The sequence below is a fragment of the Vreelandella xerophytica genome (assembly GCF_968048975.1).
In genome coordinates this window covers 2,561,629-2,577,256 of record NZ_OZ309106.1, presented here as the reverse complement: position 1 = coordinate 2,577,256, position 15,628 = coordinate 2,561,629, and the positions used below count along the sequence as shown (strand labels likewise).

Annotated in this window: 16 protein-coding genes; 13 read left to right on the top strand and 3 right to left on the bottom strand. The window is 54.7% G+C overall.

What is annotated here, in order from left to right:
• The first annotated feature begins 103 nt into the window (after positions 1-103).
• The 4 genes from ACWF8S_RS12070 (at position 104) to ACWF8S_RS12055 (ending at position 1,528) form a co-directional block, all read left to right on the top strand.
• A complete protein-coding gene (locus ACWF8S_RS12070) occupies positions 104-418 on the top strand; it encodes a hypothetical protein (RefSeq protein WP_447553564.1) in 315 nt (104 codons plus the stop codon).
• A gap of 113 nt (positions 419-531) precedes the next feature.
• Positions 532-783: a type II toxin-antitoxin system Phd/YefM family antitoxin gene (locus tag ACWF8S_RS12065; RefSeq protein WP_447553563.1), complete on the top strand. Its 252-nt coding sequence runs from the start codon at positions 532-534 to the stop codon at positions 781-783.
• A gap of 30 nt (positions 784-813) precedes the next feature.
• The gene (locus ACWF8S_RS12060) at positions 814-1,056 is read left to right on the top strand and encodes a type II toxin-antitoxin system RelE family toxin (protein WP_447553562.1); all 243 of its coding nucleotides are present in this window, start codon (positions 814-816) and stop codon (positions 1,054-1,056) included.
• A 40-nt stretch (positions 1,057-1,096) separates the two neighbouring features.
• Positions 1,097-1,528 carry a GNAT family N-acetyltransferase gene (locus ACWF8S_RS12055; RefSeq protein WP_447553561.1) on the top strand — a complete coding sequence of 144 codons (432 nt, stop codon included), beginning with the start codon at positions 1,097-1,099 and terminating at the stop codon, positions 1,526-1,528.
• 39 nt (positions 1,529-1,567) lie between these two features.
• Here ACWF8S_RS12055 and ACWF8S_RS12050 read toward each other — a convergent pair whose 3' ends face one another.
• Positions 1,568-2,536 (bottom strand): AEC family transporter, encoded by a 969-nt coding sequence (locus tag ACWF8S_RS12050; protein WP_447553560.1) that lies wholly within the window; start codon positions 2,534-2,536, stop codon positions 1,568-1,570.
• Between the two features lie 144 nt (positions 2,537-2,680).
• Here ACWF8S_RS12050 and ACWF8S_RS12045 point away from each other — a divergent pair, with 144 nt between their 5' ends.
• Complete coding sequence (locus ACWF8S_RS12045) at positions 2,681-3,577, top strand: LysR family transcriptional regulator (RefSeq protein WP_447553559.1); 897 nt, start codon at positions 2,681-2,683, stop codon at positions 3,575-3,577.
• 69 nt (positions 3,578-3,646) lie between these two features.
• On the opposite strand, the gene ACWF8S_RS12040 is transcribed toward ACWF8S_RS12045, so the two are convergent.
• Positions 3,647-4,615, bottom strand: a complete 969-nt coding sequence (locus ACWF8S_RS12040; RefSeq protein ID WP_447553558.1) for a zinc-binding metallopeptidase family protein — start codon at positions 4,613-4,615, stop codon at positions 3,647-3,649.
• A gap of 202 nt (positions 4,616-4,817) precedes the next feature.
• On the opposite strand from ACWF8S_RS12040, the gene ACWF8S_RS12035 reads away from it, so the two are divergent.
• Positions 4,818-5,387: a pyridoxamine 5'-phosphate oxidase family protein gene (locus tag ACWF8S_RS12035; protein WP_447553557.1), complete on the top strand. Its 570-nt coding sequence runs from the start codon at positions 4,818-4,820 to the stop codon at positions 5,385-5,387.
• Between the two features lie 73 nt (positions 5,388-5,460).
• Complete coding sequence (locus tag ACWF8S_RS12030; RefSeq protein WP_447553556.1) at positions 5,461-6,810, top strand: carboxylesterase family protein; 1,350 nt, start codon at positions 5,461-5,463, stop codon at positions 6,808-6,810.
• A gap of 338 nt (positions 6,811-7,148) precedes the next feature.
• Here ACWF8S_RS12030 and ACWF8S_RS12025 read toward each other — a convergent pair whose 3' ends face one another.
• A complete protein-coding gene (locus tag ACWF8S_RS12025) occupies positions 7,149-7,400 on the bottom strand; it encodes a hypothetical protein (RefSeq protein WP_447553555.1) in 252 nt (83 codons plus the stop codon).
• A gap of 273 nt (positions 7,401-7,673) precedes the next feature.
• Here ACWF8S_RS12025 and ACWF8S_RS12020 point away from each other — a divergent pair, with 273 nt between their 5' ends.
• The 6 genes from ACWF8S_RS12020 to qatD all read left to right on the top strand — a co-directional run bounded on the left by ACWF8S_RS12020 (position 7,674) and on the right by qatD (position 15,526).
• Complete coding sequence (locus ACWF8S_RS12020) at positions 7,674-9,290, top strand: ABC-F family ATP-binding cassette domain-containing protein (RefSeq protein ID WP_447553554.1); 1,617 nt, start codon at positions 7,674-7,676, stop codon at positions 9,288-9,290.
• A gap of 77 nt (positions 9,291-9,367) precedes the next feature.
• Positions 9,368-10,063: a haloacid dehalogenase type II gene (locus tag ACWF8S_RS12015; protein ID WP_447553553.1), complete on the top strand. Its 696-nt coding sequence runs from the start codon at positions 9,368-9,370 to the stop codon at positions 10,061-10,063.
• Positions 10,064-10,567: 504 nt separating this feature from the next.
• The gene (gene qatA / locus ACWF8S_RS12010; RefSeq protein ID WP_447553552.1) at positions 10,568-12,529 is read left to right on the top strand and encodes a Qat anti-phage system ATPase QatA; all 1,962 of its coding nucleotides are present in this window, start codon (positions 10,568-10,570) and stop codon (positions 12,527-12,529) included.
• Complete coding sequence (gene qatB, locus ACWF8S_RS12005; RefSeq protein ID WP_447553551.1) at positions 12,529-13,395, top strand: Qat anti-phage system associated protein QatB; 867 nt, start codon at positions 12,529-12,531, stop codon at positions 13,393-13,395. Before qatA ends, qatB begins: the two co-directional genes overlap by 1 nt.
• Positions 13,392-14,759 (top strand): Qat anti-phage system QueC-like protein QatC, encoded by a 1,368-nt coding sequence (qatC, locus tag ACWF8S_RS12000; protein WP_447553550.1) that lies wholly within the window; start codon positions 13,392-13,394, stop codon positions 14,757-14,759. Before qatB ends, qatC begins: the two co-directional genes overlap by 4 nt.
• A complete protein-coding gene (gene qatD / locus ACWF8S_RS11995; protein ID WP_447553549.1) occupies positions 14,759-15,526 on the top strand; it encodes a Qat anti-phage system TatD family nuclease QatD in 768 nt (255 codons plus the stop codon). The genes qatC and qatD overlap by 1 nt, the downstream gene beginning before the upstream one ends.
• The last annotated feature ends 102 nt before the right edge of the window (positions 15,527-15,628 follow it).

The following is a 15,628-nucleotide window of genomic DNA, read 5'->3' as shown; positions in this document are numbered from 1 at the left end:
GCGGTATGGTTATGCCTATCCAGTAGCCTCTTGTGCACTTGGCTAGCGCTGGGCATTATCAGCCCTTGGCCGTTGAATGAACGGCGATAACGTGAGGACGTTCATGAGTAAGCTACTGTCATTGATCGTGGTGCTGGCGCTGGGCTATGCGGGTATCTATGTCTATTACGGCCACGCCGTGGAGCAGAAAGTGCAGCAGGAGCTTGATAACCGCGGCCTGAGTGCGGTGAATGTAGAAAGTGTCGAATACGGGCTATGGGCACCAGTGAGTACTTCGACCGAGGTAACGATCAACGTGACTTACCGCGGCTCGCAAGCCGCACTCAACCTGGGAATCGAAGGGCATCCTGTCTTCTCGGATGAGGTCAGCGTGAGGCTCGATGGCCTTCAGGCGCTGCGGCTGGGTATCAGCTTTTAAATCTCATTAAACGGCTGATCCTGGGTTCATGTTTGCCGCGACAATGCATAGCGTAAAGATAAAATAAGTACTAAAAATAGTGCTTAAATTAGCCCCATTTGGAGCAGCCAGTCATGCATCAAGTATTGGCCGAACTATCCGTTAGTATTTCAGAATTGAAGAAGAACCCCTCCTCGCTACTTGCCCAGGCTGACGGCTCCGCCATCGCCGTATTGAATCACAACAAGCCCGCCGCTTATTTGATCCCTGCCGAGACCTATGAAGCCATGATGGAAATGCTCGAAGATTACGAGCTAGCCAAACTGGTAGAAAAGCGCCGAGGCGACAAGGATAAAGCAGTCACGGTACATCTGGATGACCTATAGGCTGCGATTTGTACCGGCTGCGCTCAAGGAGTGGGAAAGCTGGGGGCACCGGTCAAAAATCAGTTCAAAAAGAAGCTGGCTGAACGACTTGAAAACCCTCACGTACCCGCAGATAAGCTCAGCGGGTACGGCGCGGTTTACAAGATCAAGCTGCGTGCTGCCGGGTACCGCCTGGTGTATGAAATCGTCGACGATGAGCTGTTTGTATATGTGTTAGCCATTGGCAAGCGCGACAAGGATAAGGTATACGCAACACTCAAGCGCCGTATGTAACGTACATCTCTTCTTGCACTAAGTCCTTCGAGATTCCGCCATGCACTACCGCCCCATGACCATCGCCGACTACACCGCCGCCGTGGCGCTATGGCTGAGCACCGAAGGCGTGCGCCTACGCGATGTGGACTCCCGCGAAGGTATCGACCGATACCTGAAGCGCAATCCCGGCTTGAGCTTCGTGGCAGAGCAGCAGGACGAAGTGGTGGGCACTATCATGGCCGGCCATGATGGCCATCGTGGTTTTGTGCAGCATCTGGCGGTCGCGGCGGCTTGCCGAAAACAGGGTGTCGGGTCTGAACTGGTCCGCCGCTGCATGAACGCGCTAAGGGATGAAGGCATTCAGAAATCGCATTTGATGCTGCTGGTAGATAACGATGCTGGCAAGCGCTTCTGGAAGCGCCTGGGCTGGGAGTTTCGCACCGATATCGAGCTTCACTCGTTTATCTTGAGCGGCGGCCCCAACGCTTGAGGCCCCGCTTTATACGTATTGGCGCTCGGCTTGATACCGTCAATAGCCACCCTGGCCGCTCAGCAGGCTCAAGACGACCGGAAGCGTGACCAGCGACACCAGCAAGGATGCAATGATCGCCAACGAGATCGTCTCCTGGCGGTATTCGTACTTCTTCGCGAACACGTAAACTCCCGCCCCAATGGGCTGTGCCGCCATGACCACCGCCGCCGCCAGCCACAGAGCGTTTTCTTTGCCCATGCCGAACAGATACACGCCCGCCAACAGCGTGATGACAGGCTGCACCACGATCTTGAGCAACAGCATGGGGGCCACGATGCCTAACGCATTCCCGGTTATCTGTTCCTTGACGTTGAGCCGGGACAGACCAAGCCCCAGGGCAAATAGCGCGGTCGGGCCTGCGGCGCTGCCCAGGAAACCGGCAAACGCTTCAAGGAACGCCGGCAGAGGAATACCGAACAGCACGAAGCAAAGCCCCGCCAGCACGGAAATCGTAAGGGGGTTGGTAAAGGTCGTCTTGAAGGCTTTCCAGAGGCTGGTAGCGGCCGGGGTATTGTCTGCGCGGTTGCCGCCCAATAGATCCCAGCTGATGATGACGGCCATGATGGCGGGAATGTTGTGCAGGATCGTCGCGATGGCCGCCGGCAGCGCCGCTTGCTCGCCATATACGGAGATGAGAATGGGCACGCCCATATAGCCCGTCGTGCCATAACAGGCGCCCATGCTCAGGATGGACGACTGAGGCAGCGCAATGCCCTTGTACCGAGCGATCATCCCGGCCAGCAGGTAGACGCAGACGATCCCCGTCAATGACGAGGCGATAAAGCCCCACTGCCTGAGTTCGTTGAGATCCGCCCTGGCAATGGCTAGAAACAGCAGGGCCGGCAGCGCGACATACAGCACGTAATCGTTGATCAGCTTGTCGGAGCCGCCGCTATCGGGTTTTACCTTGCCAAACAGGTAGCCAAGAAGAATGACCATGAAAATCGGGATGACGACCAGGAACATAGCGCTTTCTCATGTTGAGCGGAGGGGCGTGGGGAAACGCACTTGATGACCGCCATCATCGAAGCTGAGCGGCTTTTTGTTAAATGAATTGTGCCAAGGTTATAATCGCTTTTATCGATAGCAGAGAAGATGCACGGGGCACTGATGCAACCTGAAAGCCAGGACGAGGTTTCCCTGAAAGGGCGGGGGATCACGCTCGAACAGCTGCGCACTTTCGTGACCGTGGCGCAGTACGGCGGGTTTGGTCGGGCAAGTGACGTGCTGGCGCGTACCCAATCGACGCTGAGCGTTGGCCTGAAACGTCTGGAAGAAGATATTGGCTGTCGCCTGATCGAAAGGCGCCAGGGGCATGTGATCGGGCTGACCGACGAAGGCCGGCGGTTGCTGCCCGCCGCCCGGGATATTCTTCAGCGTACCAGCCGGGCGATCAACTCGCTGATGACATCACACCTTGAAGGAAAGGTAACGTTAGGGGTGCCGGATGACTTTGCAGTGGGTAACCTTCACCGCGTGATTTCACTCTGCCTCGAGGAAAACCCGGGACTGCGCGTTGAAGTCACCGCGGCCTCCTCCGCGGTGCTTTCGCGAATGGCCGAACAGCAGCTATTGGACGTGGTGATTCTCAAGGGTATCGCGGGTCAGCCGGTGGTATCGAATGCCGAACAAGTCATTCAGGTCGAGCCGCTTTACTGGGTCAGCGCCGGCGCACTTCATTTCGATGATATGAACGACATTCCGCTGGTCACGTTTCTGGACGGGTGCGTGATTCGAAGCAGCGCCGTCACGGCGCTGAACGGTGTCGGGCGCTCGCACTACTTCGCTTATGTCAGCGGATCGTTCGATAATATCAAGAAGGCGGTCATGAGCGGGTTGGGGGTAGGTATTCTGCCCAGAAGTGCGTTGTCCCAGGAGCTTTTCGTACTTTCTGAGGCGAACGGCGTCCCGAACTTGCCCTCCATCCAGCTGGTGCTCAGCGCTTCGCAATCAAGCGAGCTGTACGAGCAGTTTGCTCGCTACCTGAGCCGTTCGCTGATCGAGTAAAACGTCGCAGCCCCTCTAGTCGCAGCCCCTGTAGTGAGGGGCTGCGAGGTACCAGCAGAATACCCGCGCTTAAAGCCCCTGCGCCCCCCGGCGCAGCCAGCCATGTACGAAAATCAGCTTTTGCAGCGTGACTTCAGAGAGCAGGAAGGGGTAGACATCCGAAAGCCCCATGGCGCGGTTGACGTGGTTCACTCCGGCGATCAAGGCCGTGGCGATATGGATCAGGCGCTCGGCGTCCGTCTCGGCGTAGGCGTCCCACTTGTGATCTCGCGGCAGCTCCGGCGAATCCATGCCGGAGGAGACGAAACTATCGGTAATATCGGTCAAATGCAGCAGGTGAGAGACGGTTTCCGCCCAGTCCTCATGCGGATGGGAAGATGCGTAGGTAGAAAGGTACTCCCTTTGCCATTCCTCGGGCGGCCCTTCGTTGTAGTGGCGCTTGAGGGCTTCGCCGTAGTCGGCGCGCTCGTCACCGAACATCTCGCGAAAGGCCTTCAAGAAGTCTTCCCGCAGGCTTAACCGCCACCACAGCATGTGGGCGATCTCGTGGCGCATATGGCCAATCATGGTGCGGTAGGGCTCATCCAGTGCTTCGCGCCGGGTGGTGACCAGCACCGGGTCGGCTTCCGCAACGCTGATCGTCACCACGCCGTTCACGTGGCCCATCATTACCGGTTTCTTGCCCTCGGCCAACAGATGGAACACCGGCGGCGCGCCGGGGTCTTCCGGGCGGAACCAGTGCCAGCGGCCGAGGTTATCGATCACCCAGCGCTTGGCGGCTTCGGTATGTGCCCAGTTGGGGATGGCGTCGGGAATGGACTGGTCCGGCACCACGGCGGTCATCGCACAGGCGCGGCAAAGGTCGCCATCGTTGGAGGCAATCCAGTTACAGCCAATGACCTCGCGGTTGGCGCAAAACGGCGGCATGGGAATGAACGCCCGAGCCTGCGGGTCGTAGGCCACCGGCACGCCGTCGGCGGTCACCAGGTTACTAAACCACAAGGAACCGGCACCGACCGGATTAGAGAAAACGCGCATGGGCGAGGCACTCAGAAGAAACAAGCCTTGAGTCTAGAGGGTGATGGGCAAGCGCGTCCAATGACTTCTGCACAGGTAAAGCAACGCCGAAAACTCCTGTACACGGTAGGCGCCGGCGTCGGCTCGCGACGATGCCAGCACATGCTATAAATAACCTCACGCAAATGAAAAACCCGCTTAATTTCCCCTGCAAAGGTAGCTTATGCCGACAAACGAACACTCCTGGGCAGAAGCGCTGCCGCTACTCTACAACCACCTCTGGGCGTGCCTGGCCCAGGGCGTCAACGACCGCCACGGCCCTGCCCGCCAACCGACCCTGGTCACGGTCAGCGAAATCGGCCAGCCCCAGGCGCGTACCATAGTGCTGCGCGAAGCCGACAAGCAGGCCGCCACGCTTGCCACCTATACCGATATTCACTCGGATAAGATAGGCGCCCTGCGTGCCCACCCCGCGGCCGCGCTGCACATCTGGCATGCTGAACAAAAGCTGCAGCTGCGCATTGAAGCCAATGTGACCATTCTGAGCGGTGATGAGGTGAGCGAGCGCTGGCAGCGAATACCCGAACACGCCCGCACCGCTTACAGCTGCGGCCCCGCACCGGGCGAACCGATTGCGGACTCCCTGGCCTACACCAAGACCCCGGCCCAGAGCGCCTTTGCGGTACTGTGGCTGGAGGTTCAAGCGATAGAAGCGCTGCACCTGGGCCAGCAGCACCGCCGCGCGGTGTTCAAGCGGGCGGATGAGTGGGCCGGGCAGTGGCGGGTGCCATGATGGGCGAGGCGGCTTGCCTTTCTGAATGAATCAGCAATGCTATGCTGCGACGATTTCAAATCCAAGGAACCCCATGCCCCACGCCGAGCCTACTGAGCAGAACGCCCCGCGCTTCACCACCCCCGCAGGCGATATCATCGGCTGGCGGGATCGCGGGGTGATTCGCGCTACCGGTATTCGCTACGCCCGTGCCCCGCGCTTCTGTGCCCCGGTGGATGAACCGCCGGCTGCCGCGCCCATTCATGCCGCCGGGTGGTCGCCGGCCTCGCCGCAAAACACTATTCCTGAGCTAAACGAAGCGCTCGGCATTACCCCTCAGGAGTTTCACGCCGTTGAAGGTGAGCTGCACCTGTCGGTGACCGTGCCGGAACGCCCCGCCGCGGCGCCGCGCCCGGTGATGGTATGGATTCATGGTGGCTCTTACGTGTTTGGCGCGGCGGATCTTTCGGTGTTCGATGTGCGCCCGCTGGCACTGGAGCAAGATGTGATCGTGGTGGCCGTGAATTACCGGCTCGGCCTGCTGGGGTTTCTGGGCGGCTACGCCGAGCGCCCGGCGAACCTGGGCCTGCTCGATCTGATTTCGGCGCTGCGCTGGATCAACACCAACATCGCGGCCATGGGCGGCGACCCAGCCAACGTCACGCTGTTCGGCCATTCCGCCGGGGGCGATGCGGCGGCACACTTGATGATTGCCGAAGGCACGCAGGGGCTTTTTCAGCGCGCCATCATTCAGAGCGCGCCACTGGGCATCAGCCGGGGCAGAGCAAAGATGAACGCCAGGATGAGCCGCAGGGCCACCTGTGTAAAAGACGATGCCCCCTTGGAAGACGTGCTGCGCGTACAGGAACAGGTAGTGGAAGCCGCCCAGGGTTTTGGGCTGCGATCCGCCATGCCGTTTGGCATTCAGTACGGCCACTACCCGCTGCCTGCTGAGGCCAAGGTAGACTCCGCCTGGCGCCGGGTGGCGCCGAATTTCGACGTGTTCATCGGCACCACCGCGGAAGAAACCGCGCTGTTTCTGGTGATGTCCCCCAACCTGATGCGGCTTCGCCGCTGGCCCTTGATGGGCGAGGCGGCCACCCGGGCGATGGTAGCTGCCACCACGCACAAGGTGTACAAGCGCGATGCGCTCAGGTTTGCCCGCCGCCATGCCAAGGCAGGCGGCAGCGCCTACGTTTACCGGCTGGACTGGGGCAAGCGACGCTACCCGTTTGGCGCCGCCCACACCATCGACCTGCCGCTGCTGCTGGGCGAGCCCGAGAGCTGGCAGTATGCCGATATCGTCAAGCACGTGGACGAAGCTACGTTGCTCGAACACGGCCAGCGCCTGCGCGGGCTATGGGCGGATTTTGCGCGAGATGGGAAGCTGCCGGTTAAAGGCCAGCTTGAACCGCAGATAGCGGTGTGGTGGCAGGTTAAATAACGTTGTCTGATGCCGTGTAGAGTCAAGGGTATGATCACCCTCAATAAGAACTTTTTTTATGCTGTCAGAGCGTAATATGATGGTGCAATTATTCAATTTTCTGAGCATTGATCATGGCTGTCATCAGCAGATTTTATGGCGTGCATGATTGCCATGTATTTCAATGACCATGATCCACCGCATTTTCATGCCATCAGGTTTACCTAACGCCAAGCCCTGCAGGCGACGGGAAAGCGCCCGTAGCAACGAGATGAATTAAACCTTCTTGCGTCAACGCGAAAAGGGCAAGGAGCTTCAATAGCGCCATGCCCTTTTTCATCCCTCATCGCCTGTGAACGCTATTCGTCGCGCTTACCCGAATCTGCCCGTGAGGCGTCGTAATCCTGGGTATCGTCCGGGTCGGACCCCGGCTCACTGGAGGTCTCGGCCTCAAAAAGCCGTGCTGCCTCGATCGCTTCAGGTTCAGTGTCATGGCTTGAGATTTCCTGCGGGGCGTCGGGGTCGGTCACATCCACGACACGCCACGCCAACACGACGATGGCATCTTCCTGGTCTTCGCTGACGGGTTCCACGCGTGCGGTACGGGTCATGTCTCTTCTCCTTGAGTACGCTTGATGGGTGATCTTTCACTATGGCAGAGCGGGGCGAACCCTGCCGCGTTTATAAAGAAATTTAACCAAGCCGAAGGGTAAGAACCGCATTTGACACGTCCAGCTATCCCTCGCTAAGGTTATTCAGCAAGCAGCACATTTCCCTATTCCTTAAAGGAAGTTGTCCAATGAACCATTGATGCCGCCGTTGCAATGACGGCCAGTCTTCACCAGCCCCAACGCGGGGAAGTCTTGGCATCCTTGGTATCCAACATGACAACTACTTCAATCACCGTCAGCGGTGTTTCCTACGTTTTGCCGGATGGCAGGGCGCTGTTTACCGGCCTTCATGAGCAGTTCGATAGCCGCCCCACGGGGTTGGTCGGGCGTAATGGTGTCGGCAAGTCGGTGCTGGCCAGGGTTCTGGCGGGCCTGTTGCCGCCCGCGAGCGGGCAATGCCAGCGCCCAGCGAACGTGCATTACCTCGCCCAGCAGGTCGCCCGTCCCAAGGAGGCCACCGTGGCCGAGCTTGCGGGTGTGCACACAACATTGGAGGCGCTTTCCAACATTGCCGCGGGCAGTACCGCTTCCCAAGACTTTGAAATGGCGGAAGGCAACTGGGATATGCCCCAGCGGTTTCACCAGGAACTCGAGCGAGGCGGCCTGGGTTATCTTGATGCCACCACACCCGCCAGCGCCCTGAGCGGCGGCGAAGCCATGCGGGTCGCGCTTCTGGGCGCCATGTTCTCCCAGGCGGATTTTCTGATTCTCGATGAGCCAAGCAACCACCTGGACCGCCCCAACCGGAAGGCCCTGATCGAACAGCTACAGCGCTGGCCGCGGGGGTTAATCGTCGTCAGTCACGACCGGCAACTGCTGGATGCCATGGGGCGCATCGTGGAGCTATCGCCCTTGGGGCTGCACAGCTACGGCGGCAACTACACGTTTTACGCCGAGGCCAAGGCGCAGGAGCAGCAAAACGCGAAGGAGCAACTCCACATGCGCAAGCAGGAACGCCAACGCGAAGCGCGCGCTCAGCAACAGCAGCGCGAGCGCCAGGAGCGCCGCCAGGCGCGGGGCAACCGCCAAGGCAAGGACGCCAACCAGGCCAAGATACTGCTCGACCGCCAGAAAGCGCGCAGCGAAGCCTCAGCAGGCGCGCTGCGCCAAAACCAAGCCGCCCGCCAGGCGCACCATCGGAAGCTGGTTCTGGAAGCCGCACAGCACGTCGAAGATGCAGCCCATATCACCCTGCACGATATCCCCGTTCCCCAAGCCGCCAAGCGAACCGTAGCGACGCTAGAGCGCTGCGTGTTGCCCCACGTGACGAGCACGACCCGGCACATCGACCTGATGGTGCGAGGCGGGCAGCGAATCGGCGTGGTCGGGCCGAACGGCTGCGGTAAATCCACGCTATTGCGGGTGCTGGCCGGCCAGATGGCGCCGCTAGCTGGTACCTGCACGGTAACGCCAGCGTGCGCCTACCTCGATCAGCGCCTGGAAAGCCTCAATGCGAAACTAAGCATCTTCGAGCAGCTACGGCTGGCCAACCGGGGGATGACCGAAGGAGAGCTTCGCATGCGCCTCGCCCAGCTCGGCCTGGATGCGCAGAAGATCAACGCCCCCAGCGGCGTGCTGAGCGGTGGCGAACGCCTGAAAGGCGCGCTTGCATGCCTGCTCTACGCCGACTCACCGCCGGGCCTTCTGCTGTTGGACGAGCCCAACAATCACCTCGATCTGCCCTCGGCTCAGGCGCTCGAAACCATGCTGCGCAGCTACCCCGGCGCGTTGCTGGTGGTTTCCCATGACGACGCTTTTCTGGAAAACCTGGCACTCACCGAGCGTCTCGAAGCCACCAACCAGGGCTGGCACTTGGAGCCCGCTATGTAGCACCTGCGCCACACACACTTGCCGAGCGCGGTAACCTCGCCAACACTGGCAAGAGGTACTTGGCGAAGGAGGGGAGAATGAAAGCGATTCTGTTCGACGTATTCGGCACGGTGGTCGACTGGCGTTCCAGCCTGATTCAACAGTTCAGCGAGCTGGAGCAGGAGCTAAAAATCGAGCTGCCCAAAGAGGCGCTGACCGATCAATGGCGGCAATGTTACGCGCCTTCCATGGACAGGGTACGCAAGGGCGAGCTCCCCTGGACGAAGCTCGATGACCTGCACCGTGAAAGCCTGGTTCAGCTTCTCGACCAACACGGCATCGCGCTTAGTGGAGCTACCGTCGACCGTATCAACCTCTTCTGGCACCGGCTAACACCCTGGCCGGATGTGCCGCGCGGCCTTGAGCATCTAAAAGAGGACTACATCATCGGCACGCTGACCAACGGTAATGTTTCGCTGATGGTCGACATGGCTCGCCATGCTAAGCTGCCTTGGGATATGATCTTCTGCGCCGAGCTATTCGAGCACTACAAGCCGGACGCGGAGGTTTACTTGGGCGCGTGCCGCCTGCTGAACCTTCCGCCGGAAGAGGTGATGCTGTGCGCGGCGCATAATGCGGACCTGCGGGCTGCGCGGGGCCAGGGGATGAAAACGGCGTTTATACCCAGACCTACGGAGTATGGTCCGGAGCAGAGCAAGGATTTGGAGGCCGAGGAGGACTGGGATTTTGTGGCGGAGGACTTTGTCGCTTTGAGTGAGCGTCTTGGGAAATGAAAATCAGAAATGCCCCTTTCCCTGCGCCCAGCCGTTATCCATCATATTGTTTGATCAGGCGGCGCTCGCGTTGATTGGTTACCTGCGATGGTTTCTGCGTTCATACCGGTTGTTTCGTCGCAATCAAATAGCACGCAAACTATAACAGCCCTAGTTCATCTGAGTGATGTGCCGCATGAACCAAAATGGTTGGAAACGTAGCCTCACTCGTATAGTAAAGCATTTTCTATCGACTAAAAGTCGAGCTACTTAGGTAGGGCTAACCTAAATTAACTGGTAGTATTGAAGCATCAGAGCGAAAGCGCTTCAGAAAATGTCGCCTTTCGACCCAAAGCGGACTTTCGGAAAATATCTACCAAAATTGTCATGGCTATCCCTTTTTTAACCAAAAGTATGTTTAAGAGAATGGTGTTCCTTCTAAATAGAGAATTTTGTTTGTAACTGTTTATGATAGGAAAGGCGACGTAGAAGGTAGTTAGCTAATGAAGAGTAAAATAATTAAATATGATTTTAGGGGAAAAAATGCTCCTGACTGACAACGAAACAAAGGTTGATCTTCTTAATAATGAAGCAATAGCTAGTACTATCATAGAATTGCTCCAATCGCGACCTAATCACCCTATAACCATTGGCGTCCATGGAGATTGGGGGGCTGGTAAGTCCAGTGTGCTAGAAATGGTTGAGTCAGGCCTAGATGGTAATGACGAAGTATTGTGTCTCAAGTTCAATGGTTGGAGATTTCAGGGCTTTGAAGATGCCAAAATCGCACTAATCGAAGGCATAGTATCAGGGTTAATTAAGAAGCGTCCTGCATTAACAAAAGCCGCAGGTGCTGTTAAAGAAGTATTCCACTGTATTGATTGGTTAAAGCTTGCAAAGCGGGCTGGCGGTCTTGCAGTTACTACTTTCACCGGAATTGCATCGAAGGATCAAATCCAGTCTCTAGTAGGCTCGCTCGAATCTATGGTAGGTGCTCCTGGAGAGCTAGCGACAAAAGAGAACCTTTTGACAGCTATCGAAGAGACTAAAGGTGTCTTAAAGCCCGGTGAGATAAAGAATGTCCCTGAAGAGGTAGAAGCGTTTCGGAAAGCTTTTGATGACCTGCTTAAAGAAGCAGGAATTAAGCAACTTATTGTCCTAGTTGATGATCTTGATCGCTGTCTACCCGATACAGCCATTGAGACCCTTGAGGCTATTAGGCTGTTTGTGTTCACCTCACGGACTGCGTTTGTTGTCGCAGCTGACGAAGCTATGATCGAATACGCAGTGCGCAAGCACTTTCCTGATTTGCCGGATAGCACTGGCCCGAGAGATTATGCTCGTAATTACCTAGAGAAGCTCATTCAGATACCAATCCGCATCCCTGCTCTGGGTGAAACAGAAACACGTATCTACGTGACGTTATTATTGGTTGGCGTCGACCTTGGAGAAACAGACGCTGGTTATGCAAAACTGATTGACGCGGCCAGGGAGCAGTTAAAGCGCCCTTGGGTGAGTAGTGGATTGGATGGGGCAATCATTCGAAGTGCGTTGGGTGACAGTGCTAAAAAAGCAAACAACGCTCTTATCCTAAGCGATCAGATTGGTCCTATCCTCGCCAGTGGAACCAAGGGAAATCCGCGACAAATAAAACGCTTTCTCAACACGTTGCTGTTGCGGGAGCGCACGGCAATCGCCAGAGGCTTTGGTGAGGATATCAAGCTTCCAATTCTAGCAAAGCTAATGTTAGCCGAACGGTTTATACCCAAACTGTTCGAGCAGATTGCTTATGTCTCTGCAACTCACCCAAAGGGCCAATTTGAAGACTTTGGATTACTCGAAGAAAGTTTAAAAACTGTGGCTACTGATGAGAAGCCCATTGATGATAAAGATGCAGAAGATTTTCAAGAAATATCGCCACAGCCTGAAACAGCAGTGCTTGCTGAGTGGAAAGCCAGTGAGGTAGTAAGAGAGTGGGCACTTTTAAAACCAGCTTTAGCGGGAGTCGATATCCGGCCTTATCTTTTCGTGACCAAGGATAAGAAGGATTACTTCGGTCCAGTATCGGTTTTGGGTCATTTGTCTGCTGTGGTAGATAAGCTTTTTGGTGGAAAGATGGTTGTACAGGGTTTTGAGGCGGAGCTGAAACAGCTTGCCCAGCCTGAGGCAGATAAGGTGTTCGAGGCAGTGCGTGGCAGGATTGTGAGTGCTGGGGAATTCAGTACAAAGCCTGAAGGTATTGACGGTCTTATTGTACTTGTAAAAGCTCAGCCTGGCTTGCAGGGCCCTCTGTTGGATTTTCTGGAATCGTTACCCAAGGATAAATGTGGCCCCTGGGTTGTCGGTGGATGGCAAGGTGCAATCAAAGACCAGGGGCCAAATGCACGTTTAACAGCTCTGTTAGGTAACTGGAGTAAAGTTACTAACAATAAATTCTTGAAAGCAGCGGCTGAGAGGGCGCTCAGTCAACCAAAAGGAAGTCGTTGATGGGTACTTCAACAGCATATGGTGGACCAGGGGGTGGTACCCCTTTAATTCCTTCTTGGTTGGGTGATCCTGAACCAGGATCTGAGCCTGACGTAGATCAAAACGGACCACCTGCACCGGATTTAGTTAATCCACCTACCCCTCCTGATAAACCTCCAATTTCGAAGGCTGCAGATCCTCAGCGCTTTTCCGGTGCTCGTAGCAACTTCACGAGGTATGCAGTATCTGGTGGTAATGATCGAGCCAGTCTTGGTCGTGCGGTTTCTCGGTATGTTTCCACATCCTCAGGAGGCGCTCGTCAAGCTGCACAGCGCATGGGGGCTTCACGAGGAGCAGGAGCGCGACTTCTTGGATTCCTAGCAGATGCTAATGCTAGGGGGATGCGGGAGGCGTTGCTGGAGCTCAATTTAGGCTCCATGGCTGGACGTCCGATATCAGAAGTTTTCGTTGCTTTGGCAGATCACATTTGTCCAGGGGCGGGCACTGTTGATGAAGGAATAGCACGTGAAGCATATATTGAGACGATTGTTGACCTGGCTGACGAAGGCCTAGCGGATCTAGATGCTTTTACGTCCGAGCAAATGGATACGGTTTTTGAGCTTTATGCCACACATGCGATCGAAGCACGAATTTGCAATGATATTGGCACTAAAGTTGTCACAATGCCATCAAATGCACGAGTCGCGCATCAAGTTGAAAAGCAGTTGCGCGACTTTATTCGCGGAGCAGTAAGTGATGCACTTATCAGAACGCAGGAGAGTGCGCCAAACATGGCTCAGGATCATGTTTTGACTTTTGTTGACTCTGTATACGAATCTGCTTTTTCGATTTTACAGTCTCTGGGTGATGCGGAGGCTGACCAATGAAACGACAATTACTAGCAGGCCGGTTCGGAGAAGATGACAAGTTAGATGTTCCCGTGGGAAGGGATGAGCAGAGAACATACTTACAATTCGTTGCAGGAGAAAAATCGCTAGATCACGGTATCGGAAGCGCCTTATCAAGCCTGACGAAACTTGGTATCTATCCCACTGAAATAGGACTGGATTTGTTGGTTTTGGCTGCACATGTTCATGCTGCTGATACTCGAATTTCACGCGAACAACAATCACAAGATTCTTGGACTCGGGAAATCCGCCTCGTAGTGCCAGTGAGTGACCCGGACAGATGGGGTGCTGCTACGTCAGTACTAAAAAATATGTTGGACTTTTTGACTGGTGACCGATGGGAGTTTGGTTTTAGAAAACGTCCATCTCGTTTCCAGTCTATTGTAGAGCAGCAAGGAACAGATCTTTTTTCTCATCCTTTTGATGCGCTAAGCCTATTTTCTGGGGGGCTTGATAGCCTGATTGGAGCGATTGATTTATTGGAAAACGGGAGCACACCGTTATTGATCAGTCATTCTGGCGACGGTGCTTCAAGTGATGCTCAGAATAAACTGGTTTCAGGCCTGAATGAACATTACAAAAAGGTTTCTTTTGATCGCTTACGAGTGGGGATGACCTTTAAGCAGGATTTGATAAAAGGAGTTAGTTCGGAGGACAGCACAAGAGGACGATCTTTTTTATTCTTTGCGTTGGGAGTTTTTGCAGGAACAGGTTTTGGACGGCACTTTACACTTCGTGTCCCTGAGAATGGGCTTATTGCACTAAACGTACCCTTAGACCCTTTGCGACTTGGCTCTAACAGTACACGAACAACTCACCCTTACTACATGTCTCGCTGGAATGACTTTCTAAAAATAATGAATGTAAATGGAGAGGTACGGAATCCTTATTGGGATAAAACGAAGGGAGAGATGGCTTCATGCTGTCAAAACACTAGTTTACTTAAACAGCTAGCTGAGAACTCATTGTCGTGCTCCTCTCCTACGAAAGGTCGTTGGCAGGGTCTTGGAATTGAACATTGTGGCTATTGTCTTCCTTGTATAATTCGACGAGCCTCATTGGAATCTGCGTTTGGCCCTAAAAATGATGGTACTCAATACACTATACTTGATTTGGAAGCGCAAGCGCTGGATACCCGCAAAGCAGAGGGAGTGCAGATTAGGTCATTTCAGTACGCGATTGAGAGGTTAAAAAAACGGCCACAACTTGCAAATCTATTGATTCATAAACCTGGTTCGCTCGCTGATGAAGCAGACAGTTTAGATGAACTTGCTAATGTTTATCGACGCGGACTTGCAGAAGTCAGCCAATTCATCTCTGGTGTACAAACTAGGCCGAAATAATGGTTGAAAGTAATATAGCTAAAAAGGGGTTAGTGGACTTCCATTGCCATCTTGACCTTTATCCAGATCATGAGAAGGCCGTTCTACAAGCGGAATTAGCTGGGATATTCACCCTTGCGGTCACAACAACACCACGAGCTTGGTCTCGTAATAATGAGTTGGCAAAGAAGACAAAGCACGTACGTGCAGCGCTAGGGTTGCATCCTCAATTAGTAGCTGAGCACGAAGCTGAAATAGCGATTTGGGATAGTCTTCTCGCTGAAACTCGATACATTGGTGAAGTGGGCCTTGATGCAGGCCCACGTTTTTACAAGTCGATGGATGCTCAAAAGAGAGTTTTTCGACATGTATTAAAGCGATGTGCGGAAGCAGGAGACAAGATCCTTTCCATCCATAGTATAAGAACATCTAAATTGGTTCTGGACTATGTGGAGGAGTTCTTGCCTGCTGGAAAAGGAAAAGTTGTCCTTCACTGGTTCTCAGGCACAAAAAAAGAAGTGCAGCGAGCAGTTAAGTTGGGTTGCTATTTTTCAGTTAACTCAACGATGTTAGCAAGCGAGCGAAATCTTCCTATAATTATGGAAATACCTATGAAGAGGATGCTAACCGAAACTGATGGCCCTTTTACGGAGTCATTTGGTAGGCCATCAGTACCGTCCGATGTAGCTTATGCAATAGATTCTATTAGTCGTTTGCGTAAAAAGCAGCCGACTGAGCTTGCTTCGATTGTTCGCACCAATCTGAAGGAGCTTCTAATAGAGAAATGAGTTGTAAATACCTTCATCAACCTCATGAATTTTTGGTTCATGAAATTAGTTATTAAAGTCCGCTCCTGGCCGGGTAACGACGGCCCGAAATAGGCCGTCGTT

What these genes read in the sequence shown, in the direction of transcription:
- ACWF8S_RS12025 (WP_447553555.1), bottom strand. Translation starts at nt 7,400, where the DNA reads ATGACCCGTACCGCACGCGTGGAACCCGTCAGCGAAGACCAGGAAGAT.
- ACWF8S_RS12020 (WP_447553554.1), top strand. Translation starts at nt 7,674, where the DNA reads ATGACAACTACTTCAATCACCGTCAGCGGTGTTTCCTACGTTTTGCCG.
- ACWF8S_RS12035 (WP_447553557.1), top strand. Translation starts at nt 4,818, where the DNA reads ATGCCGACAAACGAACACTCCTGGGCAGAAGCGCTGCCGCTACTCTAC.
- ACWF8S_RS12040 (WP_447553558.1), bottom strand. Translation starts at nt 4,615, where the DNA reads ATGCGCGTTTTCTCTAATCCGGTCGGTGCCGGTTCCTTGTGGTTTAGT.
- ACWF8S_RS12030 (WP_447553556.1), top strand. Translation starts at nt 5,461, where the DNA reads ATGCCCCACGCCGAGCCTACTGAGCAGAACGCCCCGCGCTTCACCACC.
- qatA (WP_447553552.1), top strand. Translation starts at nt 10,568, where the DNA reads ATGATTTTAGGGGAAAAAATGCTCCTGACTGACAACGAAACAAAGGTT.
- ACWF8S_RS12055 (WP_447553561.1), top strand. Translation starts at nt 1,097, where the DNA reads ATGCACTACCGCCCCATGACCATCGCCGACTACACCGCCGCCGTGGCG.
- qatC (WP_447553550.1), top strand. Translation starts at nt 13,392, where the DNA reads ATGAAACGACAATTACTAGCAGGCCGGTTCGGAGAAGATGACAAGTTA.
- ACWF8S_RS12065 (WP_447553563.1), top strand. Translation starts at nt 532, where the DNA reads ATGCATCAAGTATTGGCCGAACTATCCGTTAGTATTTCAGAATTGAAG.
- qatB (WP_447553551.1), top strand. Translation starts at nt 12,529, where the DNA reads ATGGGTACTTCAACAGCATATGGTGGACCAGGGGGTGGTACCCCTTTA.
- ACWF8S_RS12050 (WP_447553560.1), bottom strand. Translation starts at nt 2,536, where the DNA reads ATGTTCCTGGTCGTCATCCCGATTTTCATGGTCATTCTTCTTGGCTAC.
- qatD (WP_447553549.1), top strand. Translation starts at nt 14,759, where the DNA reads ATGGTTGAAAGTAATATAGCTAAAAAGGGGTTAGTGGACTTCCATTGC.
- ACWF8S_RS12015 (WP_447553553.1), top strand. Translation starts at nt 9,368, where the DNA reads ATGAAAGCGATTCTGTTCGACGTATTCGGCACGGTGGTCGACTGGCGT.
- ACWF8S_RS12070 (WP_447553564.1), top strand. Translation starts at nt 104, where the DNA reads ATGAGTAAGCTACTGTCATTGATCGTGGTGCTGGCGCTGGGCTATGCG.
- ACWF8S_RS12045 (WP_447553559.1), top strand. Translation starts at nt 2,681, where the DNA reads ATGCAACCTGAAAGCCAGGACGAGGTTTCCCTGAAAGGGCGGGGGATC.